This is a genomic window from Flavobacterium defluvii (genome assembly GCF_900129555.1).
Taxonomy (GTDB): Bacteria; Bacteroidota; Bacteroidia; order Flavobacteriales; family Flavobacteriaceae; genus Flavobacterium; species Flavobacterium defluvii.
This window is the reverse complement of sequence record NZ_FQWC01000003.1, coordinates 603,908-626,847: the sequence shown is the minus strand read 5'-3', so window position 1 is coordinate 626,847 and position 22,940 is coordinate 603,908. Positions and strand designations below refer to the sequence as shown.

General features: G+C 32.2%; 22 protein-coding genes. 1 reads left to right on the top strand and 21 read right to left on the bottom strand.

The window, feature by feature from the left end; translation table 11 throughout:
* Positions 1 to 127 precede the first annotated feature (127 nt).
* Positions 128 to 1,930, top strand: a complete 1,803-nt coding sequence (locus BUC29_RS10280; protein ID WP_073415918.1) for a hypothetical protein — start codon at positions 128 to 130, stop codon at positions 1,928 to 1,930.
* A 65-nt stretch (positions 1,931 to 1,995) separates the two neighbouring features.
* Here BUC29_RS10280 and BUC29_RS10275 read toward each other — a convergent pair whose 3' ends face one another.
* From BUC29_RS10275 to BUC29_RS10185, 21 genes are all read right to left on the bottom strand, one after another.
* Entirely contained in the window at positions 1,996 to 2,436 is a 441-nt protein-coding gene (locus BUC29_RS10275) for a YMGG-like glycine zipper-containing protein (RefSeq protein ID WP_073415916.1), read from the bottom strand.
* A gap of 376 nt (positions 2,437 to 2,812) precedes the next feature.
* Positions 2,813 to 4,087 (bottom strand): kynureninase, encoded by a 1,275-nt coding sequence (kynU, locus tag BUC29_RS10270; RefSeq protein WP_073415914.1) that lies wholly within the window; start codon positions 4,085 to 4,087, stop codon positions 2,813 to 2,815.
* A gap of 321 nt (positions 4,088 to 4,408) precedes the next feature.
* The gene (queA, locus tag BUC29_RS10265) at positions 4,409 to 5,458 is read right to left on the bottom strand and encodes a tRNA preQ1(34) S-adenosylmethionine ribosyltransferase-isomerase QueA (protein ID WP_073415911.1); all 1,050 of its coding nucleotides are present in this window, start codon (positions 5,456 to 5,458) and stop codon (positions 4,409 to 4,411) included.
* A 377-nt stretch (positions 5,459 to 5,835) separates the two neighbouring features.
* Positions 5,836 to 7,065, bottom strand: a complete 1,230-nt coding sequence (gene aroA, locus BUC29_RS10260; RefSeq protein ID WP_073415908.1) for a 3-phosphoshikimate 1-carboxyvinyltransferase — start codon at positions 7,063 to 7,065, stop codon at positions 5,836 to 5,838.
* 132 nt (positions 7,066 to 7,197) lie between these two features.
* Positions 7,198 to 7,524, bottom strand: a complete 327-nt coding sequence (locus tag BUC29_RS10255) for a nucleotide pyrophosphohydrolase (protein WP_012022600.1) — start codon at positions 7,522 to 7,524, stop codon at positions 7,198 to 7,200.
* A 2-nt stretch (positions 7,525 to 7,526) separates the two neighbouring features.
* Complete coding sequence (locus tag BUC29_RS10250; protein WP_084538619.1) at positions 7,527 to 9,524, bottom strand: DUF3857 domain-containing protein; 1,998 nt, start codon at positions 9,522 to 9,524, stop codon at positions 7,527 to 7,529.
* Positions 9,521 to 9,859 (bottom strand): hypothetical protein, encoded by a 339-nt coding sequence (locus BUC29_RS21800; RefSeq protein ID WP_317043485.1) that lies wholly within the window; start codon positions 9,857 to 9,859, stop codon positions 9,521 to 9,523. Before BUC29_RS21800 ends, BUC29_RS10250 begins: the two co-directional genes overlap by 4 nt.
* A gap of 210 nt (positions 9,860 to 10,069) precedes the next feature.
* Positions 10,070 to 10,777 (bottom strand): transglutaminase-like domain-containing protein, encoded by a 708-nt coding sequence (locus tag BUC29_RS21795; RefSeq protein ID WP_317043484.1) that lies wholly within the window; start codon positions 10,775 to 10,777, stop codon positions 10,070 to 10,072.
* A 214-nt stretch (positions 10,778 to 10,991) separates the two neighbouring features.
* Positions 10,992 to 11,435, bottom strand: coding sequence for a hypothetical protein (locus tag BUC29_RS21790; RefSeq protein ID WP_317043483.1), 444 nt, complete (start codon positions 11,433 to 11,435; stop codon positions 10,992 to 10,994).
* A gap of 2 nt (positions 11,436 to 11,437) precedes the next feature.
* A complete protein-coding gene (locus tag BUC29_RS10240; protein ID WP_073415906.1) occupies positions 11,438 to 13,453 on the bottom strand; it encodes a transglutaminase family protein in 2,016 nt (671 codons plus the stop codon).
* Between the two features lie 20 nt (positions 13,454 to 13,473).
* On the bottom strand, positions 13,474 to 15,381 hold the full coding sequence (locus BUC29_RS10235; RefSeq protein ID WP_073415904.1) for a DUF3857 domain-containing protein: 1,908 nt from the start codon (positions 15,379 to 15,381) through the stop codon (positions 13,474 to 13,476).
* A gap of 66 nt (positions 15,382 to 15,447) precedes the next feature.
* Positions 15,448 to 15,900, bottom strand: a complete 453-nt coding sequence (gene dtd / locus BUC29_RS10230) for a D-aminoacyl-tRNA deacylase (RefSeq protein WP_073415901.1) — start codon at positions 15,898 to 15,900, stop codon at positions 15,448 to 15,450.
* A gap of 33 nt (positions 15,901 to 15,933) precedes the next feature.
* Complete coding sequence (locus BUC29_RS10225; RefSeq protein ID WP_073415899.1) at positions 15,934 to 16,296, bottom strand: four helix bundle protein; 363 nt, start codon at positions 16,294 to 16,296, stop codon at positions 15,934 to 15,936.
* A gap of 30 nt (positions 16,297 to 16,326) precedes the next feature.
* The gene (gene rsgA / locus BUC29_RS10220; RefSeq protein ID WP_073415897.1) at positions 16,327 to 17,304 is read right to left on the bottom strand and encodes a ribosome small subunit-dependent GTPase A; all 978 of its coding nucleotides are present in this window, start codon (positions 17,302 to 17,304) and stop codon (positions 16,327 to 16,329) included.
* 308 nt (positions 17,305 to 17,612) lie between these two features.
* Entirely contained in the window at positions 17,613 to 18,695 is a 1,083-nt protein-coding gene (locus BUC29_RS10215; protein ID WP_073415895.1) for a bifunctional 3-deoxy-7-phosphoheptulonate synthase/chorismate mutase type II, read from the bottom strand.
* An 11-nt stretch (positions 18,696 to 18,706) separates the two neighbouring features.
* Positions 18,707 to 19,564 carry a prephenate dehydrogenase gene (locus BUC29_RS10210; protein ID WP_073415893.1) on the bottom strand — a complete coding sequence of 286 codons (858 nt, stop codon included), beginning with the start codon at positions 19,562 to 19,564 and terminating at the stop codon, positions 18,707 to 18,709.
* Between the two features lie 94 nt (positions 19,565 to 19,658).
* Positions 19,659 to 20,804 carry a pyridoxal phosphate-dependent aminotransferase gene (locus BUC29_RS10205; RefSeq protein ID WP_066033460.1) on the bottom strand — a complete coding sequence of 382 codons (1,146 nt, stop codon included), beginning with the start codon at positions 20,802 to 20,804 and terminating at the stop codon, positions 19,659 to 19,661.
* Between the two features lie 96 nt (positions 20,805 to 20,900).
* Positions 20,901 to 21,728: a prephenate dehydratase gene (locus BUC29_RS10200; protein WP_073415891.1), complete on the bottom strand. Its 828-nt coding sequence runs from the start codon at positions 21,726 to 21,728 to the stop codon at positions 20,901 to 20,903.
* A 363-nt stretch (positions 21,729 to 22,091) separates the two neighbouring features.
* Positions 22,092 to 22,391: a type II toxin-antitoxin system RelE/ParE family toxin gene (locus BUC29_RS10195; protein ID WP_073415889.1), complete on the bottom strand. Its 300-nt coding sequence runs from the start codon at positions 22,389 to 22,391 to the stop codon at positions 22,092 to 22,094.
* Positions 22,392 to 22,598, bottom strand: coding sequence for an addiction module protein (locus BUC29_RS10190; RefSeq protein ID WP_073415887.1), 207 nt, complete (start codon positions 22,596 to 22,598; stop codon positions 22,392 to 22,394). It lies immediately after the preceding gene.
* A gap of 49 nt (positions 22,599 to 22,647) precedes the next feature.
* Positions 22,648 to 22,872, bottom strand: coding sequence for a hypothetical protein (locus tag BUC29_RS10185; protein WP_073415885.1), 225 nt, complete (start codon positions 22,870 to 22,872; stop codon positions 22,648 to 22,650).
* Positions 22,873 to 22,940: the final 68 nt, after the last annotated feature.

Sequence of the window (22,940 nt, the reverse complement as noted above, 5' to 3'; positions counted from 1 at the left end):
ATTATTTTAAATAAAATTCGTGAATTCGTGGCGGAAAAGTTTACTCAAAAATCCACAAACCTGACAATTATCAGCTTTTAGAAGAATCACTTTTTCAATATTTGCCTTTATTTTAATCTGAAAACAAATGGCAAAAATACCTTTGCATACCTTTCATATTCCGGTAATGGGTCTTGCATATACGATTGACAGCCCCATTCGCGTGGCACAATATGGAATCTCATCTGTAATCGCTCTCGCCGATGATGATTTGATTGAAAAGATGCGTAATTTTTACAGCACAAAATTCAATTTTCCATACGAAGAAATTACTCAGAAATTTCAGGATTACCGTGCAGAAAGAATTACTTCTTATTTAAATTTAGTAGACAAAATTGTAAAAGAAAAATTCGAAAGTTTTAAAGCTGAATTAACAGAAAGCAAAACGGCTCTTGAAAATTTTATGTCGATGCTTCCGAATACTTCTGATATTAAAAAAGGATTTCAAAATTTATTAGATGATGGAATTGCTTTTAAAGAAAATATTCAGAATTATATCGAAACACATCTTTTTCCGGGGGAAGTTGACGTAAATATTATGACTAAACTGGACAAAGATAATTTTATAAAAAACGAACAGCTTCCGATTGAATTTAATGATGCACATGCCGCTTTAAGAGGTTTTGCCAATAGTAATCTGGAATCCTCTGTTGTACTTTCAGCCGGAATGAATCCGAGATTATTTGGTTACTTCGAAAATTTTAAAGATTTTTTTCCAAATGAAAAGAATGTACTTAAAAAGAAAATTATTCTAAAAGTAAGTGATTTTAGATCGGCAATGATTCAGGGAAATTTCCTTGCTAAAAAAGGGCTTTGGGTTTCGGAATACCGAATTGAATCGGGACTGAACTGCGGCGGACATGCTTTTGCAACTGACGGACTCTTATTGGGTACAATTTTAGAAGAATTCAAGCAGAAAAAAGAGCAATTGATACAATCTGCCCATGATTTAATGATTAAAGCTTTAGAGGCAAAAAATCAACCTTTTCCTGAAAATCCTTTAGAATTAAAAATTACGGTTCAAGGCGGTGTAGGAACTGCCGAGGAACATGAGTTTTTATTAGATCAATACAAAGTTGATTCTGTTGGCTGGGGATCGCCATTTTTATTAGTTCCCGAAGCTACTTCTGTAGATCAGGAAACCCGAAATTTATTGATGAATGCCAAAGAAGATGATTTTTACCTAAGTAATATTTCACCTTTGGGAGTTCCTTTTAATACTTTAAAAGGAACAACTAATGAATTTTTAAAACAAAAGAGAATTCAGGAAAACAAAGCCGGAAGTTCATGCCCTAAAAAATTCTTAGCATTGAGCAAAGAATATGATCCTCATGGAATTTGTACGGCATCTAAAAAATATCAGGATATAAAGCTAGAAGAATTAGAAAGTAAAAAAGATAGTTTATCTCCAGAAGAATTTAAGAAAAGTAAAATCAAAATAACGGAGAAATCCTGTTTATGTGTTGGTTTAGCCAATGCTTCTTATCTTGAAAATGATATTAAAATAAAAGGCCAGGCACAAGGTGTTGTAATTTGTCCGGGACCAAATCTGGCTTATTTTGATAAGGAAGTTTCTTTAAAAGAAATGATTCAGCACATTTATCAGGATAAATCTATTTTAAAAACAGATCGTCCAAATTTATTTGTGAAAGAGTTAAAAATGTATGTAGATTATTTTAGAAATGAAATCGAAACAATTTCAGGAGAAGTAACAGCAATTCAATTAAAAAAATGGAATTCTTTCAAAACAAACATTTTGGAAGGAATCGAATACTACCAGAATTTATTTTCATCGACTTTTTATTTTAAAAAGGAAGTAGAAAAAATTAAAAACCAATTTGATTTTTATAAATCAGAATTGAATGCGATTCAAATTCCAGAATCAAAATAGCATAAAACACAACGCCGATTTAGAAATTCTAAATCGGCGTTCTTTATTTGTATAGAGTCAAAAATCTATTCTTTTTTCTTGTTTTTACTATCAATAACTGCTCCGGTTCCTGTTCCTAGTGCAGCTCCTGCTAAACCACCAATGATGGCACCTTCACCTTTTTTCTTACTGACAATTGCTCCTGTTGCAGCTCCAACTCCGGCACCAATTACAGCACCTTTGGCAGTTGCGCTCCAACCTTTCTTTTTAGTAGCTACTGACGCTGCCGTACCGTCATTTTGGTGTACTACAACAACTTTTTGTGATTCAGCTTTTTGAGATTCAATTTTTTGCTCTTCTTTTATTTTTGCCATTTCTGTCTTCATTGAATCGATAACACGCTGTTTGTTAATCTCAACTTTCATTGAATCAATGCTGGCTTGTCTGGCTTTATTTATATCTTCTTTGTTTTGTTGTTGACAAGAAGTTAAAATTGTAACCGCTAATAATATATATAAGCCTTTCATGATTGTAGTTTTTAAAATTATACACTACAAAATACGGAATATCTGTTATAAGGGTTGTTACAGAATTTTTTAAAAAGTTTATAAGATTAGAAGATATTGTGCTTTTCTCGCAGATTATTTTGAGCTTTGGCTTGATGTTTTAATCTCGCAAAGGCGCAGAGATGCAAAATTTAAAGCTAAATTCCCGCCAGCTTTAACTGGATGTTAGGTAATAACAAAAGAAAAGGCTTTAGTCAAACTCGTATAGTTTGGCTAAAGCCTTATAAACTTTTTATCCTAAATACCTCCAGCTAAAGCTGGAGACAACTCAAAAAATCTTTTTAATCCTTTTAATCTGTGGCAAATATAAATCTTTGCGCCTTACGAGATTATTTTTTTACTTCCCTAAAATTCCTTTTTTCAGGATTTGACCAAAATCATACATATCTTCATAAGAACAATATAAAGGAACTGGCGCAAGGCGAATTACATTTGGTTCACGCCAATCTGTAATTACTCCATTTTTCATTAAATAATCAAATAAAGCCCTTCCTTCTCCATGTAAAAATACTGATAATTGTGAAGCTCTTTCTTCTGGATTTGTTGGTGTAATAATTTCAAAAGTACTTTCTACTTCTTTATCAATTTCGTGCAGAATAAATTCCAAATATGAAGTAATGTGATCACGTTTTGCAATTAATGCGTCCATTCCAACCTCAGCAAACATTTCTACTGAAGCCAAATAAGGCGCTAAAGAAAGAACCGGAAGATTACTAATCTGCCATCCGTCGGCTCCGTGAACGGGATCAAAAGTAGGTTCCATTTTAAAACGGCGCTCTTTGTTGTGTCCCCACCATCCTGCAAATCTTGGTAAATCTGAATTGTGATGTTTTTCGTGAACAAAACATCCAGAAGCATTTCCTGGACCTGAATTCATATATTTATAACTGCACCAAGCGGCAAAATCTACATTCCAATCATGAAGTTCTAATTTGATATTTCCAGCAGCGTGTGCCAAATCCCAACCTACTTTTGCTCCTGCTTTTTGTCCGGCAGCAGTTATGGTTTTAATATCAAAAACTTGTCCCGTATAATAATTTACTCCACCAATTAAAACCAAAGCCAATTCATCGCCAACTTCTTCAATTTTTGCCAAAACATCTTCCAGACGAATATTGTGTTCTCCTTCTCTGCGTTTAATTTCTACAATTGCATCTTCAGCTTTATATCCGTGAAAGTTTACTTGGCTCTGAAACATATATTGATCTGATGGAAAAGCTTTTTCTTCGCAGATAATTTTATAACGTTTGCCTTTTGGCTGATAAAAAGAAACCATCAGCAAATGAAGATTTACGGTCAAAGTATTCATCACCGTAACTTCTGACGGAAGCGCTCCAACAATTTTACTCAATGGTTCTGCAAATCTTTCCTGATAATCCCACCATGGTTTTTCAGCATAAAAATGACCTTCAACAGCAAGTTCTGCCCAGTCATTCATTACTTCGTCGATATATGCTTTGGTTCGTTTTGGCTGTAATCCTAAAGAATTTCCTGTAAAATAAATTACTCGTTTATCATTTACTTTCGGAAAAATAAATTGTTCTTGATAATGTTTTAATGCGTCTTTCGAATCTAGCTCTCGTGCAAATTCGCGTGTATTTTGAAAAGTCATTGTGTTTTTTGTTTTGCCTGCTAAAATAACAAAATTTGTTTGGTTTGTTTCAAGTTTAAAGTTTCAAGTCGATATACTTTGTTGTTTTAACCGCAAAGCACGCAAGTTTTTTTATCTCGGTTAACCTCTACGAACTCTAAGTTCGCAAAGCTTTGCACTTTTTTGACCTTGGTAAACAAGAACTGAGCAAAAAATCCTTGCGAACTTTGCGTTTAAATTTCGCACCGAACGTCAAACTTGAAACCTGAAACTTGAAACAAATAAAAAACCCGACAGCTTCTAAAAAACTGTCGGGTTCTTATATTGAAAAATTAATTCCAATTAAAGAATTAACATCGCGTCTCCGTAAGAATAGAATTTGTATCCTTCTTTGATCGCTTCTTCGTATGCTTTTTTCATTAAATCGTGACCACAGAAAGCAGAAATCATCATTAATAATGTTGATTTTGGTGTGTGGAAGTTTGTAATCATACAGTTCGCAATACTGAAATCGTGAGGAGGGAAAATAAATTTATTTGTCCATCCTTCGTATGGATTTAAAGTATTTGCAGAAGAAACAGAACTTTCAATTGCACGCATAGAAGTTGTCCCTACTGCACAAATACGTTTTTTCTTTGCTTTTCCTTCGTTTACGATATCACAAGCTGCTTGAGTAATTATTAACTCCTCAGAATCCATTTTGTGTTTAGATAAATCCTCAACCTCAACTGGATTGAAAGTTCCTAAACCTACGTGTAAAGTTACCTCAGCAAAATTCACTCCTTTGATTTCTAATTTTTTCAAAAGGTGTTTTGAAAAGTGTAAACCAGCAGTTGGCGCTGCTACAGCTCCTTCTTCTTTTGCGTAGATTGTTTGGTATCTTTCAGCATCTTCCGGAGTTACATCTCTGTTGATGTATTTAGGAATTGGAGTTTCTCCAAGTTCTGTCAATTTGTTTCTGAATTCTTCGTAAGAACCATCATATAAAAAACGTAAAGTTCTTCCACGAGATGTTGTATTGTCAATTACCTCAGCAACTAACGAATCGTCATCGCCAAAATAAAGTTTGTTACCAATACGGATTTTTCTAGCAGGATCTACTAAAACATCCCATAAACGCTGCTCTGAATTTAATTCTCTTAACAAGAAAACTTCAATTCTAGCTCCGGTTTTTTCTTTGTTTCCGTACAAACGTGCAGGGAAAACTTTTGTATTATTTAAAATTAAAACGTCTCCGTCATCAAAATAGTTGATCACGTCTTTAAACATTTTATGTTCAATTGTGTTTTTTTTACGGTCAATTACCATTAAACGAGATTCGTCTCTGTTTTCTGCTGGAAATTCAGCCAAAAGTTCTTTCGGTAAGTTGAAATTGAAGTGTGATAATTTCATATTTGAAGTTAGATTTTAAAAAATAAATCTTAGACTTTTTTATCTAAAATTTTAAATCGCCTGCAAATATACGATTGTGAGATAGGCGTTGTCAAGTGTTTTGGCTTTTATTTTCAAAAGTCCTTGATTTTGTGAGGTTTTGAGAACCATTAAAAATGTTTTTTTTTGAACCATATAAGTGATATAAGTTCATATTAACAGCAATTTTTAAATGCAGATTCTATATATTAAACCCGACAGGTTTTGAAAATATGTAGGGTTTGCTTTTAGATACACATAAAAAAAACCTCTGGTTAAAACCAGAGGCTATGTTTTATAAACTATACGTTAAGCTTTTATTTAAATGAACTTATATCACTTATATGGTTTCAAAAATTTCACAATTCTGAAATTTGAAAATTCAACGCTTTTAAATCGTTCCAGAAATCTGGGTATGATTTTGAAACTACTTCGGCATCATCGATAATAATTGGAACTTTTATTGCTAAAGGTGCAAATGCCATTGCCATACGATGATCGTTGTATGTTGCGATATGAACATCATGATTAATAGTTTCTGAACGTTCTAAAGTTAAACTATCATTAGTTACAGAAATATTCGCTCCTAATTTTGTCAATTCAATTCTTAAAGCTTCAAGTCTATCTGTTTCTTTAATTTTTAAAGTATGAAGTCCGGTTAAGTGACATCCAATTCCTAAACCTAAACAAGTAACAACAATAGTCTGAGCGATATCTGGTGTATTATTCAATTCAAAATTTACATCCTGATAATTAAATCCAGCTACTTTTTCCAAAGTCATTTTATTGTTTTGGAAAGTCGTTTTTACACCCATTTTTTCATACAGTGAAACTAATTCTGAATCTCCTTGTAAACTATTTTCTTTATAACTGCTTAATGTAATTTTTGCAGTATCAGATAATGCAACTAAACTAAAGAAATAAGAAGCCGAACTCCAATCTGATTCTACCACCATTTCTTTTGACTCTACAAATTGTTTTGGATAAACTTTAATTACGTTTCCTTGAAAACTTGTTTGTATGTCTAAATCTTTTAGCAAAGCCAAAGTCATTTTGATATATGGAATAGAAGTAATTTCTCCTTCTAAAGTAAGTTCTAAACCATTTTCTAATTTTGAAGCTATTAATAAAAGTGCCGAAATGTACTGACTGCTCACATTTGCCGCCAGAGTTACTTTTGAAGCTGTAACTTTTTTTCCTTTAATTCTAATTGGTGGATAACCTTCTTCTTTTTCATAAGAGATCTCAACTCCCAATTGTCTTAAAGCATCAACTAAAATTTTTATAGGACGTTCCTGCATTCTGCTTGAACCTGTCATAACAACTTCTCTGCCTTCGTTTACAGCAAAATATGCAGTCAGGAAACGCATTGCAGTTCCGGCGTGGTGAATATCAACAATTTCGTCATTACCAATTAATGCTTTCTGCATTACTTCGCTGTCGTCTGAATTTGAAGTATTGGCTAAAGTAATATTTGGAAATAATGCTTTTAGTAATAATAAACGGTTTGTTTCGCTTTTAGAACCTGTGATATTGAGTTGCGAATCATCAATTGTGAATTGCGGATTCGTTCTTAATTTTAAATTCATTTTTTTAATTGTAAGTTGTGAATTGAATTATGAATGATTAGAAACATAATTCAGCCCCGCAATTTACCACTCCCCATTCATAATTCAAAATTCAAAACTCATAATTCAAAACTTATAAGTAATATTTCACAATTATTTCAATTTATCATTGTTTTTGTGACGATCTTTATCTCTAACCGATTTTAAGTCCATTTTTTTGTCGAAAGCGGCTTGTAAATCGATTCCTGTTTGATTGGCTAAACATAGAACTACGAAAACAACGTCTGCCAATTCTTCTCCTAAATCTTTGTTCTTATCACTTTCTTTTTCAGATTGTTCTCCGTAACGACGCGCAATAATTCTGGCTACTTCCCCAACTTCTTCTGTAAGCTGTGCCATATTGGTTAATTCGTTAAAGTAACGAACTCCATGTTCTTTTATCCAGGTATCAACATCTAGTTGTGCATTTTTCAAATCCATGATTATATTTTTTTAAGGACAATTTTTTCATTTTGACTGGCAATAATTTTTTGAAAAACATCTTTCAAACCTTTATATTGCTCAGCAGCAAAAATACTATTGTTAATTTCATTTGTGCAGTTTATTTGAATTTTGTTTCCTTCTGAAAGGAAATTCAGCGTATATACCAAATCATTATTTTCTGATGCAACTTTAATTTTCGAAGGCATTGATTCGATCGTATAACCTTCAGGAATTTCTAAATTAATATTATATTTTTCCTGAGATTTATAACCAAAATAAACAGGCATTGTTCTTACTTCCTGATTAAAAGGATTTTTTGTTCTAGTAAAAAACAATAACGGATTTAAAAATATTTTTCCGCCAATAATTTCCGACTGGCTATTTGATATAAATGCAAAAGTTTCAATAATTGGATCTTTGATGTTCGACTTTTGATTTTCTATTTTATAGTTTGAAATATTTAAATTACCCAATTGTTCTTCAAATTTCTCTAAATAACTACCCTGAGTTTTACCACTGTTTTCAACTCTAAATCTATACGCGTCATAATCTGTACGCAAAATTCTAACCTGACCATTCATTTTTCCTTCATTATCTATTTTTACAAGCATATTAAAATTTTCTCTGGATGGAGATGAAGGCTCTAAATCTATTTCTATTGAAGTTCCGTCTTTTTTAATTAATCTCCCTTTCCAGTTTAAAACATTTAGGGGCAGAATATTTGGCGATGTATATTTGTGTGTTGCATCAAGTAAAATTTGCTTTCCATCAATTTCGGCAGCAGCAATAACATAATTAAATCCTGTTCTGGTTGGATAAACCGGAAGTCCATTTTCTATTGTACTTACTAAAACCGGATTTGCATCTATTCCAGCCAGTTTTAGCATATTTATTAGAATAAAGTTTATTTCAGCGACATTACCTGTTTGATCTGCATATGCTTTTTGAACACCTTTGTCTGTATAATAATCATTGATTTCATTCCAGTTCATTCTGTTTTGAACGTAAGTAAAAACTAGATTTAATCGTTCGTTTTGTGATTCGACATTTCCAAGCAAACGCTTTACATCATCAATCAAAAAATTATTTTGAGTAAGTTCTTTTCCAAAACTATTATCATTAAAAATGGTCTTAGCAACTCCTTCCCAAGTCAGAGCGTAATCTTTAACCGGCTGTTCCGGCATGCGGACTCTTTCTAATTCATGTTTAATTTGTCCTCTGTAATTTTCAATATTATTTACAAAAGGTTCTTCTGTCAAGGCAGAAACATTTTTTCCTGAATAAAAGGCATCGATTTGTCGGTATGAAAATGAATTTGTCTGATTATATTGGTTATCATAAGTTTGACTTCCCGTAACAAATTTACTTTCCGTTTCAAGCGGGATTCCTCCAACTAAAATGGGTTTATAAATATAAAACTCCGGAATTTCTGTTTTATAATAAAAATAATTTACCGGGATTTCATATTGAATATCAAAGTCAGGAAACTTTACAATATTCTCCGACTTTAAAATATATTTATATTCAATTACAGAACCAACTTTTACATTTGGCAGTGTAATGGCTTTTTCCTTCCAGTATTTATTTATCTTTTTCTTAAATGAGCCTTGGTTTTCAAGTTTTGTTTTTACAATAACACCATTTTCAAGATTGTAAGTTACCGCATCCGAAAACTCTAATCGATCTTCATTTAAGTTGTCATATCCAATGTAAAAACGAACTTTTTGATCGGCCCATTTCAAACCTTCTTTTTTATAAATTTTGATTTTGACTTCGCAGACATGATTGGCGGAGAACCCAACATCTTTATTATAACTAAAATACGTTCGTCCTTTTTTAAACAAAATAGCCGCAGCAGCACTGCTGTCTGTTGGATGTACTTTTTCGTTAAGTTCAGCAACTGTAACTTTTCCTAATTGATAATTTTGAGAATTGGTTTTGGAAACAAATAAAAGTAATAACAGAAGTATTAATAAACTTGAAGATTTTATTTTCATATTCGTTTTAAAACTATTTTTTCAGTCTGCTTTGCAATCATCGTTTTATAGTATTCCTTAAGCATTTCGTATTTATCTACCGGAAATATTGCTTCGTTGATTTGATGTATCATTGATAATTGTATTTTTTTATCCACAACGGCAACATCAAATTTAAAAACTCCCAAATTATCTTCCATAATCAGACCTAAGGACTTAGGCAGGTTTTCTACTTCGAAATTATCTGGTAGTGTGATAGTAATAGCATAGCGCTTTGCAAAAGGAAATCCAAAATCAACCGGATATTCTCTTTTTTCTTGTTTAAAAGGATTTTTTTCGTTTAAGAAAAATAGCATTGGATTTATATATATTTTATCTCCTATTATTTCAGAAAGATTTGTTCCTTTAAAAGAAAATGATTCTGATACAGGCTCTGAAACTTCATTCTGATTAGTTCTTTTATAATTACTTATTTCGATTTTTCCACTTTCATTCTCAAATTTTTCAATATAAGTTTCTTCATTTTCTTTAGATATTTTTTGTCTAAAGTTAAATGCATTATAATCTTAATATTGCCTTCTAGCTTTTCCTTCTATGCTCCCATCTGCTTTAACATCAAAACCCATAGAAATTAGATCGTTTGAGTTTTTTTTAGGCATTAAATCTACGGTTTCAGAAGTTCCGTCATTTCGAATTAATCTTCCTATCCAGTTTAAATCTCTTAATGGCAACACATTTATTGTTGAAAATTCATCGGTAGCATCTAATAAAGCTATTCCTGTTGGAGTTTGAACACCTGCTATTACATAATTAAAACCTTCGGTACTCGGAAAAAAATTAATACCGTTAGATCTAGTGCTTATTAAAACTGGATTTGCTTCTAAACCTGAGTAACGGAGCATGGCAGTAAGCATTAAATTAATGTCAGCACAATTTCCTATTTTTTCTTTATAAGCTTTTCTTACACCTTTGTCACATCCATATCCTACGTAATTATTCCATTTTACATTGTTTTTTACATGACTAAGAATTGCTGTCATTTTATCTTCAGGCTTTATTTTTCCTTCTAAAAGAAGTTTTATATCTTCTTCAAAATATCCTGTTTTATTTAATTCAGGACCAAAATCTTCATACTCATAAATTGTTTTGGCTACAGCCGGCCAATTTGTAGAAAAGGATTTAAAAAATGTTCCCGGAATAGATATGGTTTCAAGTTCGTGAGAAATAGAAGCACAATAATTTTTTATATTATTAACATAACTCTCGTCTCTCATTGCAGGAAGGTTCTCAAGAGAATAGGTTGTTTCATGTGCTAAATAATGATATGTATTCGATGCTATCTTTGTACTTACTTTTGGAACAAAAAAACCAGTAACATTTTTCTTAAAAGTAAAAGCATCAGGAATTATAGTTTTAAATTCTGAATAATTAACCGGAATGCTTTTTTGGAAACTCCAATCCCGAATACCACCGCCATAACTTTTAACCTTATATTCGATAATTGAACCTTCTTTTACATCTGGGAAAGTAATTTTCTTTATCCAATAATATTATATTGTTTTTTTCTATAAACTCGCTTTCAGGTTTGAGTTTAGATTTTACAATCTTTCCGTCTATTAAATTGTATGTGAAGACATCTGTTAAGCTGATTGTGTTTAATTTTCCTGCTAGAAACGCAAACTGGGCATTTGCCCAGTCATAACCTTCTTTTCTGTAGATTTTTATTCGCATCTGGACCGTATTTTCTGAATCGCTGTCATCTATTTTAGAAACTCCTTTGCAAAATAAAATTGCTGCGACAGCACCAGAATCAAGAGGATGCATTTTTTCTTCAAGTTCAGCAATAGTTACTTTCCCTAATTCGTAAGTTTGAGATTGTACCTTGATAATAAAAAGGAAAAACAAAACAATTACTGAACTTGAAATTTTCATACTTATATTCTTTTTAAAACTATTTTCTCGGTTTCTTTAGCCACCATTGCCTTATAATAATCTTTTAGCATTTCGTATTTTTCTGCTGATACAATTGCTTCGTTGATTTGATGTAAAACTGACAATTGCAAAGAATTCCCATTTGCTGCGATATTAAATTTAAAAGTTCCCAGATTATCTTCCATAGTAACAACCGTTGGAGCCGGTAAAGTTTCAACTGTAAAACCTTCGGGAATTTGAATTGTAATATTGTATTTATCAGCAAAAGGATAACTAAAATCTACTGGATATTCTCTAACTTCTTGTGTAAACGGGTTTTTGTCTTCTGTAAAAAACAACATCGGATTTACATAAATTTTCCCGCCAATAAGTTCACATAAATTTGTTCCGGCAAAAGAGTATGTTTCTATAATAGGCTGCAGAATATCTTTCTCGTTGGTTTTAGAGTAATCGCTAATTTCAATTTTGTTATGTTTGTTTTCTAATTTTTCAAGGTATTCTTCTTCTTTTAAATTACTGATATTGTCTCTTGTAATCATAGCATTGTAATCAGTATACTGTCTTCTGGTTTTTCCTGTAACTTTACCTTCTGCATCTATAGCATAATTCATAAATACATTATCACCAGAAATTTTTGTAGGCATTAAATTTACTTCTTCAGAAGTCCCGTCTTTTCTAATTAAACGACCATTCCAGTTTAATACTCTTAATGGTAAAGTATTTGGTGTCGAGAATTTATCTGTTGCATCAAGTAAAATATTTCCGTTTGGAGTTTCTACCGCCGCAATTACATAATTAAATGCCGTTCTGTTAGGAAATAAAGGAATTCCGTTTGAACGTGTACTCACTAAAACCGGGTTTGCTGTAAAACCTGCATATCTTAACATGGCAGTAAGCATAAGGTTTATCTCTGCACAATTACCAACTTTTTCCTGATATGCTTTTTTTACACCTTTATCACAAGTATATCTTTCATATTCGTCCCACTTTACTCTTGATTTAACATAGTTCAAAAGTGCCAATATTTTCTCATCAGATGTATTTGTTCCTGCTAAAACAGCTTTTATATCTTCCTCAAAATAACCAGTTTTATTTAACTCTTGACCAAAATCATCATAATCATAAATTGTTTTAACAACAGAGTTCCAATCCGATGAATATGACTTAATTGGTGTGTTTGGCCACTTAACAACTGACAATTCGTAAGACAACGCCGCTCTGTAATTATCAATGTTGTTTACAAAAGATTCCTCTTTTATTGCTGGCACATTATCAATTACATAATTAGTTTTGTCTTCAAAATAATCTATTTTATCCTGAGAAAAAGAAGTTGCCCCACCATTTCCACGGGCATCAGGTCTTTCTTTACTCGTTAAAATGATTGAAGCACTCTTTCTGTCTTTTGTAACTTTTGGAAAAACATATCCTTTCTGCATTACATTATAAACGTAATATTCAGGTATGTAAGTTGTAAATTCTGAATGGTTTACAGGAATCGCATATTGAAAATTCCAGTCACGCATCCATGATACGTAAGGAGATTTAACTACATATCTAAATTCAATCACAGACCCTTCAACAATGCCAGGCATTGTAATTTTTTTTCTGCCTAAAAATTTATTTACTGACTCGTCAAATATTCCATCGCTTTTAAGCTTCGTTTTTTCAATTTTTCCATTTACTAAATTAAAAGTATTGGCATCTGTTATTTGAATGCTTTCTTTTGAGTTTCCTAAAACAGAATAACCAATTGTTTGATTAGCATAAGTATAGCCCTCTTTTTTGTATATTTTAATACGAGTTTCGACTTCAGTTGTTAAAACAAAGCCATCGTTTTGATTATAGTCTAATCTAGCACTTCCTTTTTTATATAGAATTGCAGCAACTGCTGCTGTATCTATAGAATGTCTTTTTTCTTTTAGTTCCTCAATAGTAACTTTTCCTAGTTTAAATTCCTGTGCAGCTGTTTTTGAGATAAACAATAATAGAACTGCCAGACTAAAAATTTTAATTTTCATTAGTTTATTTTTGATTTTGGTTAGTTTTTGTTTAATATGATTTTGGCATTGTCATTTCTTGACACTTGTTCCATAAACAAACGGTATTCATCGTATTCTTTATTTGAGTATTTTCCTTTGTTTAAAAACATCGAACGCTTATAAATTAATTTGTTATTGTCTTTTTTAATGATTTCGGTTTTATATTCTCCAAATTTTCCTTTTACCTCAAAATTTGATGGCAGAAATTCGATTGAAAAACCTGCAGGAAGATTTATCTCAATTTCATCTGTATCTAAATATCCTCGTTGAATTTGAAATGGATTTTTACGGTTTCTAATTCGTTTGACATTTTCAGAATTTTGATTAAATGCATCGACAGCAAAAATCATTTTGTTTCCTGAAAGCGTACCGTAATTTGACGCGCTAACCTGAACATCTTCAACAAAACGAATGTTTTCTTTATCATTAGTAAAAGTTATTTTACCTAATTTTAAATTATTTATATTATCCCAATACTCTTTGTAATGTTTTTCTTTTTCATTTGGCTGCATAGTTTCTACCAGAGTTTTAGAAGCATATTGACTGCCTTGTGATGCTATTTTTAATACTCCTGTAAAATTTCCAATCTCATCAACGGTATAAGTTCCTTTACTATCCTGAGTATTTTCTTTATCATCGTAAATTTTAGTTCGAACAATTTCTCCCCCTTCTGGTTTAATAACCAGAACATCACGATCATCCGTAAAAGTTCCCTGATAGCCAAAAGGATCATCTTGACTTGTACATTCTAACCATGTATAGTTATCACCATTAGGAATAGATAAGATCATATGATTTCCCTGCATCGAAACAAAATCAGATGCTATATCCATTTTATATTCATCACCATATAAAATAGTATTATAAGATGGTACATCAACTGCGCTTAAAAGTGCCTTTGTATAATTAGTCAACGCCTTACAATCCCCATAACCTAAACGATCTACATCAGTTGCAAGCATTGGTTTCCATCCTCCAATACCGATCTGAATACTAACATATCTCGATTTTTTTTGTACAAAATCATAAACTATTTTAGCTTTCTTTATTGGATCTTTTTCATTCCCGACAATAGATTTTATTTTGGTTTTCGTTTCTTCTGGTAAATCAGTTGTTCCGGATAATATTTTTTCAGAATACCATTTCCCAAAATCAACCCAATCTTTAGCAGTACCATCAACTCCTTCTAAATGAAAAAGTTCCATTCCCATTAAAACCTTTGGAAAAAGATCTACATAAGACGGACTTAAATCTTCGTATTTCTGAGCTAATATATTTGTTGCTATATACGAAAGCTGTGTATTCGTATCGATTGTTTTTTTTATTTTAAAATTTGAAAACTGAAGTTCTTTCTTTTTAAATCCTAAATTTTCTGGGTAAGTGACATTTAAAATAGATTTTTCTACGCTGACATAATACCCATTTAAAGGCATCCATCTTGGAATAAATGCAGTATTTGAAGTTTCAATTTCACTATTGTAGACTATTGTATATGGATAAGATATTGGCGTATATTCTAAATAAATGTATCTGCCTTCTGAAGCTAGAGTAGCTCCATCTGCTGCACTTACATCTTTAAAATCTTTTCTTTTAATTTTCTTAATTTCTTTTCCAAATGCATCATAAATGGTTGCTTCGATATTGTTTACAGAAGTTTTTTTACTATAATTTTCCACAGCATTAACCGCTCTTGCTCCTTTTTCGTTTAGAACGGTTACAACTCTATTGGTTTTAATTGTCATGTTTCGTTGAGACGAGATAACGATGTCTGTTTGATATAATCGAACTACAGCATTGGCATTTTCTTTAAGACTATCAGGAATAGTAAGTGCAGAATAATCTATTTTCTGAGCAGAAGAAATAAGGGAAAATAAGAAAAAAAATATCCCGTAAAAGGTGCATTTCATTGGTTAGTAATTTCGCCAAATATATATCATTTTTAGAAATTCTTAACATTTGTTGAGTTTAATTTTTTACTCTTTATTTTTACTATCCATAACTATCGTAACTGGACCGTCATTTAAGAGATTTACTTTCATATCGGCGCCAAAAATTCCAGTTTGTACTTTTTTACCAAACTCTTTTTCTAAAGTTTTTACAAAGTTTTCGTACATTGGAATCGCAAATTCTGGTTTGGCAGCTTTTATATAAGAAGGACGATTTCCTTTTTTTGTAGAAGCATGAAGCGTAAATTGGCTAACTACAATAATTTCGCCATCAATATCCTGAACCGAGCAGTTCATAACATCATTTTCGTCTCCAAAAATTCTCATTTTTATAATTTTTCCAGCAAGCCAATCAATGTCTTCCTGAGTATCGGCATCTTCAATTCCGACTAAAACCAATAAACCTTTTTGAATATCTGCTGTTTTTTTATTGTCAACTGTTACAGATGCCTCAGAAACTCTTTGAAGTACAACTTTCATAGAAATTGTGAATTGTGAATGGTAAATTGTGAATTATATTGTACTTAGCTTTTGTTTAGAAGTAATAATTATTGAAGCTAAGATTTTATTTATTTCTACAATGTCAGTCTTTATAGATTGATATTGACTCTCATTTAAATAATTTGATTGAAAAAGCAGTTCCAACCAATAATCTGTTTCATTTGCTTCTTTTTGTGCAATTGCAAGTTTATGTATAAAGTCTTTTTTGCTTTCTGCCTGTTCTGATTCTCTTACTAATGCACCAATAGCTGTTCCGCTTCGAAGTAATTGTTTGCTCAGAACAAATTCTTTCTTTTCTTCTTTTAAAAATTGAAAAAGCTTAATTATACGCAATGCAAAATTAAACGACTTTGTTTTAATTATATTATCTGCCATAATTCACAATTTACCATTCAAAATTCACAATTATTTGCGCGTTTCATCACTCGCTGCACGATCTTCGCCATATATATCCGTACGGTAATGTTCTTCATCGCCTTCGAGTATTTTAAGATAACTATTGTAACGGGACCAGGCAATTTCGTCTTTTTCTAAAGCTGCTTTTATGGCACAATGTGGTTCTTCTTTGTGTAAGCAATTGTTAAACTTACATTGATCTTTTAATCTAAAAAATTCTGGAAAATAGCCACTGATTTCTGAAGGTTCCATATCTACAATTCCAAAACCTTTAATTCCTGGTGTATCTATAATTCGGGCATTAAAAGACAAATCATACATTTCAGCAAAAGTGGTTGTATGCTGACCTTGCTTGCTTTGTTCTGAAATTACGGAAGTTTTCAAATGAAGGCTTGGTTCTAATGCATTAACCAAAGTTGATTTTCCAACTCCGGAATGTCCGGAAAACATGCTTACTTTGCCAATCATCATTTCTTTCAGCTTGTCAATTCCTTTGTTTTCTGTTGAGGAAATTCGGAGACATTTATATCCAATTTCGGTATAAATATGCTGGAGATAAAGTTGATCGTCTAATGTTTGATCGTTTAAAGTGTCGATTTTATTAAAAATCAAAACCGCTTCAATTCCGTATGCTTCGGCAGTAACCAGAAAACGATCTATAAAACTGGTTGTTGTTGGCGGATTATCAATTGTGATCAACAAGAAAACCTGGTCAATATTGGAAGCAATAATATGAATCTGTTTAGACAAGTTAACCGATTTACGAACGATATAGTTTTTTCGTTCATGAATATTATGAATTGTTCCCGTAACGGCATCTGAAGTTTCGTCTAATTCATAATCGACTATATCGCCTACAGCAATTGGGTTGGTACTTTTTATCCCTTTTATTCTAAATTTCCCTTTCATACGGCATTCCACAAAATCGCCTTTTTCAGATTTTACGGTATACCAGCTTCCTGTAGATTTATAAACGGTTCCTGTCATTCAATTCAAATTGTTGATTTTAGATTTCTGATTTTAGTTTTTAGCCTAAATCCCTGCAAAGATAAATGAATAATTTTAAACATAGCCCAAGGTTTCAACCTTGAGAGATAAAGATTGGGATAGAGATTGCGTTCCCAAGGTTGAAACCTTGGGCTATGTTTTAAAAACAAAAATCCCCATCGCTTCTTTCAAAGTAATAGGGATTTTTAAAAAACAATCTATTTTCAAATAATGCTATAAGAAAATTTTGAAATACTATTTCATAAAACTTAAATTATCTTATATCACTTATATGTTTGAAAAGAAAATTATGCGTTGAAAATTTTCTCTTGGTGACCAATACTTTCCTGGTGAATAGCTTTGAACATTCTTAAAACGAACTCTTCAGTAAGACCTTTTTTCTCACCTTCAAGAATCATTTTTCCTAAGATTTCGTTCCAACGGTTGTTTTGAAGAATCGCAACGTTTGCATCTTTTTTCACCTGACCAATTTCATCAGCTACTTTCATACGTTTTCCTAAAAGTTCTAATAAGTTAGCATCAAGAACGTCGATGTTAGCTCTTAGTTTTTTCATTTTCTGACTGTATTCATCTGTAGTATCATCCGTTTTTCTGATTGTCAAATCTTTGATGATTTGTTTCAAAGAATCTGGAGTTACTTGCTGCGCAGCATCTGACCAAGCGTTGTCTGGATCGTAGTGCGTTTCGATAATCATACCATCGTAGTTCAAATCTAAAGCCTCTTGAGTTACTTCAAAAATCATATTACGGTTTCCTGTAATGTGAGATGGATCGATGATTAATGGTAAATCAGGGAATTTGTTTTGTAATTCGATAGCAATCTGCCATTCTGGAATGTTTCTGTATTTTGTTTTTTCGTAAGTAGAAAAACCTCTGTGAATAACACCTAATTTCTCAATTCCAGCCATGTGTAAACGCTCAACACCACCTAACCATAAAGCTAAATCCGGGTTTACTGGGTTTTTTACCAAAACAATTTTATCAGTTCCTTTTAATGTATCAGCAATTTCCTGAACTGCGAAAGGGTTTGCTGTTGTACGTGCACCAACCCATAATACGTCGATATCGTGTTCTAAAGCCAGTTTACAGTGAGCTGCAGTAGCAACTTCAGTTCCCATTAACAAACCAGTTTCAGCTTTTGCTTTTTGTAACCATTTTAATCCGATTTCACCAACACCTTCAAATCCTCCCGGACGCGTTCTTGGTTTCCAGATTCCTGCTCTGAAAACACTAACTTTTGAATCTTTTAATTCATGAGCAATTTTCAATACCTGATCTTCAGTTTCTGCACTACATGGTCCAGCTATCACAAGTGGGTGATTTAAATTGAAATCTTCTAACCACTTTCTCATTTCTTTTTTATTTTCCATTGTTTTATAGTTTACTTTTTAATTGTTAATCCGTTTAATATCTCTTTAATTTTATTTGTGCTTTCCATTTCTTCAAAAATGGCATTATAATCTTCTTCTTTCAACAAATCTCTAAACCGACTCAGGTTTGAGATATAAGCTTCTAAAGTTTCCAAAACATGTTCTTTATTCTGCTTAAAAATTGGTGTCCACATCGCTGGTGAACTTTTTGCCAAACGAACAGTACTTTCAAATCCACTTCCCGCCATATCAAAAATATCCTGTTCGTCTTTTTCTTTATTCATCACTGTTTTTCCGAGCATAAACGAACTAATGTGCGATAAATGCGAAACGTAAGCAATGTGTTTATCGTGAGAAGTCGGGTCCATATATCGAATCCTCATTCCGATTGAAGTAAAAAGATTTAATGCTTTTTCCTGTAATTTAAAAGCAGTCTTTTCGACTTCACATATAATGTTTGTCTTTCCTTGGAACAAACCTCTTATTGCTGCCGATGGCCCCGAAAATTCTGTTCCTGCAATTGGATGCGTGGCAATAAAATTTCTTCTTTTCGGGTGATTGGCTACTGCTTCGCAAATTGGTTTTTTAGTAGATCCTACTTCAAAAACAATTGTTTTATCTCCAACTAAATCCAGAACTTTTGGCAGAAGCGTCAATGCTACATCTACCGGAACCGAAACAATTACAAAATCGGCTTTTTGTAAATCTTCAAAACTTCCTGCTTCGTCGATAACTCCCAAATCAATTGCCTGCTGCAAATGCTGTTCTTTACTATCGATTCCTAAAATAGTCGCATCAGGATAACGTCCTTTGATGTCTAACACCATCGAACCGCCTATTAACCCTATTCCTATTACGTATACTTTCATACTCTTTTTATTTCTAACTTTAAAATTCCAAATTCCAACCTTATTTAACCGCAAAGTTCGCAAAGGATTTACGCAAGGTTCGCAAGTCTGAAATCTAAAATCGATCTATCGCTTCTTGTACTTTTTCTTCTTTCACACATAATGAGAATCTGATATATCCTTCACCATTACTTCCGAAGATTGTTCCCGGTGTAATGAAAATATGTTTCTCATATAATATTTCGTCAATGAACTTTTCTGCTGATTCAATTCCTTCTGGAAGTTTTGCCCAAACAAAAAGCCCAACTCCTTCTTTATATACTTTACAGTTTAGCTTTTCTGCTAGTTTCTCTGTTAATTCTCTTCGGCGTCTGTAAATTTTGTTTTGGTCTTCGAACCAGGATTTATCACATTTCAAAGCTGCAATGGCACCTTTTTGAATTCCGTAATACATTCCGCTGTCCATGTTGCTTTTTACTTTTAGAACTGCATCGATAATTTCAGGATTTCCTAAAACCATTCCGACTCTCCAGCCCGCCATGTTGAAGGTTTTGCTAAGTGAATTCAATTCTAAAGCCACATCTTTCGCACCTTCAACTTGCAATAAACTCATCGGATTATCATTCAAAACAAAACTATACGGATTGTCGTTGATCAATAATATATTGTGTTTTTTAGCAAAAGCAACCAATTTTTCAAATAACGCTAAACTTCCTCTCGCTCCTGTTGGCATATGCGGATAACCCAACCACATAATTTTTACTTTCGAAAGATCTAATTTTTCTAAAGCTTCAAAATCCGGTTCCCATCCATTTTCTTCTTTTAGATCATAATAAACCGGAACTGCCTGAACCAAATTGGTTACCGAAGTATAAGTTGGATAACCCGGATTCGGAATCAAAACGTGATCGCCTTCATTTAAAAATGCTAACGAAATGTGCATAATTCCTTCTTTTGAACCCATAAGAGGTAAAATTTCATTATTCGGATTCACTTCAACACCAAACTGATCACGATAAAAATCCGCCATCGCCTGTCTCATTTCCGGTAATCCCTGATAGCTTTGATAGCCATGTCCGTTTTCGTCTTGAATTGCTGCAGCGACTGCTTCAATTACTGCTTTTGACGGACTCAAATCTGGACTTCCAATTCCCATGTTGATGATCGGTTTTCCTTCAGACATCAACTGACGAACTTCTCTTAATTTTGATGAGAAGTAGTATTCTTCAACTGTGTCTAATCGTTTTGCTGTTGTAATCATTGTTTTTATTTACTTTAGGCCGTAAGCTTTAGGCTTAGGCTCTTTTTTAACTTTCTATTTTTGACTTTAAGACTTTTGACTTTTCAACTTTAAGACTTAAGGTCTAGTATTTTTATATTCTCCCAACACTTTGAAATATTCTGCCATAATGTTTAATAACGTTTTGGCTTTTGCAAAATCCTCGTATTTCTCGAATGTTACATCTACGAAGAATGAATATTTCCAAGGTGTTTCAATTTTTGGAAGCGACTGGATTTTGGTCAAATTCAGTTTGCAATCGCTCATTACATTCAAAACCGCCGCTAAGCTTCCTCTTTTATGATCCAATTCAAATTTGATTGACGCTCTGTTGATTTCGCTTTCCGGCAAAAATGAATTTTGCTTTTTAATGATTACGAAACGCGTCATATTGTTTTTGATCGTTTGAATCGATGACGCGATAATATCAAGATCGTACATTTCAGAAGCTGTTACACTTGCAATTGCAGCAATTCCGGTTAATTGTTTTTCCTGAATTCTTCTTGCTGTTTCGGCTGTATCTTTATCCTCAATCAATTTAATATTTGGATATTGTTTCAGGAAATCCATACACTGCAAAAGTGCCATTGGGTGCGAATGAACTTCTTTTATATCCTCAATTTTCTGACCCCTTAGGGCCATTAAATTCTGCTGAATGTTTAAATAATGCTCTCCAATAATGTGTAAATTATTCTTGTCAATCAAAGCATAATTCGGAATAATTGGCCCTGCAATTGAATTTTCGATCGCCATAACGGCCTGATCAGATTTTCCGGCAATAAGGCTATCGATCAATTCTTCAAAAGACAAACATTCATCAATATCCACATTTTCAGAGAAATACTCCTTCACAACCTGATGATGAAATGAACCTTTTATACCTTGTATTGCAATTTTCGTTGTCATATAGTCAAAAAAAAATCCTGATTTGCATCAGGATTGTATATTAGTTTTATTTGTCTTAAAATTTTTCTCAAATAACCATAGCACAATCCTGACTTCTACTAAAGAAGAAATAAAAATTGTTGCTAAAATAAAAACGGTTACTTGCCATTTTGTTTGTGTTTTGTTTTAAATTCTCTGCGAATGTATAAATTATTTTTAGTGCACCAAAAAAAAGATTGCATTTTATGAAACAAAAAAGGATTTCTTAACAAATTTAGCAGGTTTTGTATGATAATATAAAAAAATCGGCTTAAAATGAGATATTTATAATTGTTTTTTTTGAAAGGTTCTGAGATTCTGAGATACTAAGGTCCTAAGTTTTTTTTACAACTTTAATCTTTTCGACCAATTTTTAGGAGATCGAGAAGTATGAAAAATACCAATTACGATTATTTGATCTTTTTCTACTCGATAGTGGATTCCATAAGGAAATCTTGAAATGAAATGCATTCTTATGTTTTTATACTTTTTTTGAAATAAATCAGGATTTCTTGAAATAGAATCAATTCCCGCTTCCAAACAAAGTTCAAAATCGTAAGAAAGCCCAATTCTTTGTTCTTCATACCAAAGAACAATATCCTCAATATCAAATAAAGCTTCTTTTACAAAATGAAGTTTATACACTTATCGCAAAGATTTTAAATGAGCTTTAACCTCATCCCAAGAATATAATTCTGTTTTTCCTTCTTCTAAATTTTGTATACGAATATCTAATTCCCTTTTTACGTCATCAGAAATTTCTAAATCATCTTTAGAAACACTGTCCCACAACTGCTCTGCTAAAACAATTTTTTCAGCATTACTATACTTAGATAGGTTTTTGATTTGCATATTATCAGTATTACTAGTATTATCAATGTTACAAATTTAATCAAATTAATTAACTTAAAAGTCTACAATTTACACCAAATCTATCCGCTTCTTCAAGAAATTCTAGAGCCACACTTTCATCTTCAATTTCTAAAATTATTATCTGATCTTCTAAAAGCATATCAGCATTTGTTTTAGATTCAAGCAAAGACAAACCAAGCTTTTCATGTTGTAATTTAGTTAGAGATACCATTTTAATACCTTCTCTCCAACTCTCCATTATTACTTTTGCCATAAATATTTATATTAAAAAAGCAGCTATCATTACAATAACTGCTTTTCATATAATTAAAATTCTAAAAT

Excerpts from the sequence above, each read along its gene's own strand:
- BUC29_RS10280 (WP_073415918.1), top strand. The coding sequence starts at position 128 with ATGGCAAAAATACCTTTGCATACCTTTCATATTCCGGTAATGGGTCTT.
- BUC29_RS10275 (WP_073415916.1), bottom strand. The coding sequence starts at position 2,436 with ATGAAAGGCTTATATATATTATTAGCGGTTACAATTTTAACTTCTTGT.
- kynU (WP_073415914.1), bottom strand. The coding sequence starts at position 4,087 with ATGACTTTTCAAAATACACGCGAATTTGCACGAGAGCTAGATTCGAAA.
- queA (WP_073415911.1), bottom strand. The coding sequence starts at position 5,458 with ATGAAATTATCACACTTCAATTTCAACTTACCGAAAGAACTTTTGGCT.
- aroA (WP_073415908.1), bottom strand. The coding sequence starts at position 7,065 with ATGAATTTAAAATTAAGAACGAATCCGCAATTCACAATTGATGATTCG.
- BUC29_RS10255 (WP_012022600.1), bottom strand. The coding sequence starts at position 7,524 with ATGGATTTGAAAAATGCACAACTAGATGTTGATACCTGGATAAAAGAA.
- BUC29_RS10250 (WP_084538619.1), bottom strand. The coding sequence starts at position 9,524 with ATGAAAATAAAATCTTCAAGTTTATTAATACTTCTGTTATTACTTTTA.
- BUC29_RS21800 (WP_317043485.1), bottom strand. The coding sequence starts at position 9,859 with ATGCTATTTTTCTTAAACGAAAAAAATCCTTTTAAACAAGAAAAAAGA.
- BUC29_RS21795 (WP_317043484.1), bottom strand. The coding sequence starts at position 10,777 with ATGAGAGACGAGAGTTATGTTAATAATATAAAAAATTATTGTGCTTCT.
- BUC29_RS21790 (WP_317043483.1), bottom strand. The coding sequence starts at position 11,435 with ATGAAAATTTCAAGTTCAGTAATTGTTTTGTTTTTCCTTTTTATTATC.
- BUC29_RS10240 (WP_073415906.1), bottom strand. The coding sequence starts at position 13,453 with ATGAAAATTAAAATTTTTAGTCTGGCAGTTCTATTATTGTTTATCTCA.
- BUC29_RS10235 (WP_073415904.1), bottom strand. The coding sequence starts at position 15,381 with ATGAAATGCACCTTTTACGGGATATTTTTTTTCTTATTTTCCCTTATT.
- dtd (WP_073415901.1), bottom strand. The coding sequence starts at position 15,900 with ATGAAAGTTGTACTTCAAAGAGTTTCTGAGGCATCTGTAACAGTTGAC.
- BUC29_RS10225 (WP_073415899.1), bottom strand. The coding sequence starts at position 16,296 with ATGGCAGATAATATAATTAAAACAAAGTCGTTTAATTTTGCATTGCGT.
- rsgA (WP_073415897.1), bottom strand. The coding sequence starts at position 17,304 with ATGACAGGAACCGTTTATAAATCTACAGGAAGCTGGTATACCGTAAAA.
- BUC29_RS10215 (WP_073415895.1), bottom strand. The coding sequence starts at position 18,695 with ATGGAAAATAAAAAAGAAATGAGAAAGTGGTTAGAAGATTTCAATTTA.
- BUC29_RS10210 (WP_073415893.1), bottom strand. The coding sequence starts at position 19,564 with ATGAAAGTATACGTAATAGGAATAGGGTTAATAGGCGGTTCGATGGTG.
- BUC29_RS10205 (WP_066033460.1), bottom strand. The coding sequence starts at position 20,804 with ATGATTACAACAGCAAAACGATTAGACACAGTTGAAGAATACTACTTC.
- BUC29_RS10200 (WP_073415891.1), bottom strand. The coding sequence starts at position 21,728 with ATGACAACGAAAATTGCAATACAAGGTATAAAAGGTTCATTTCATCAT.
- BUC29_RS10190 (WP_073415887.1), bottom strand. The coding sequence starts at position 22,598 with ATGCAAATCAAAAACCTATCTAAGTATAGTAATGCTGAAAAAATTGTT.
- BUC29_RS10185 (WP_073415885.1), bottom strand. The coding sequence starts at position 22,872 with ATGGCAAAAGTAATAATGGAGAGTTGGAGAGAAGGTATTAAAATGGTA.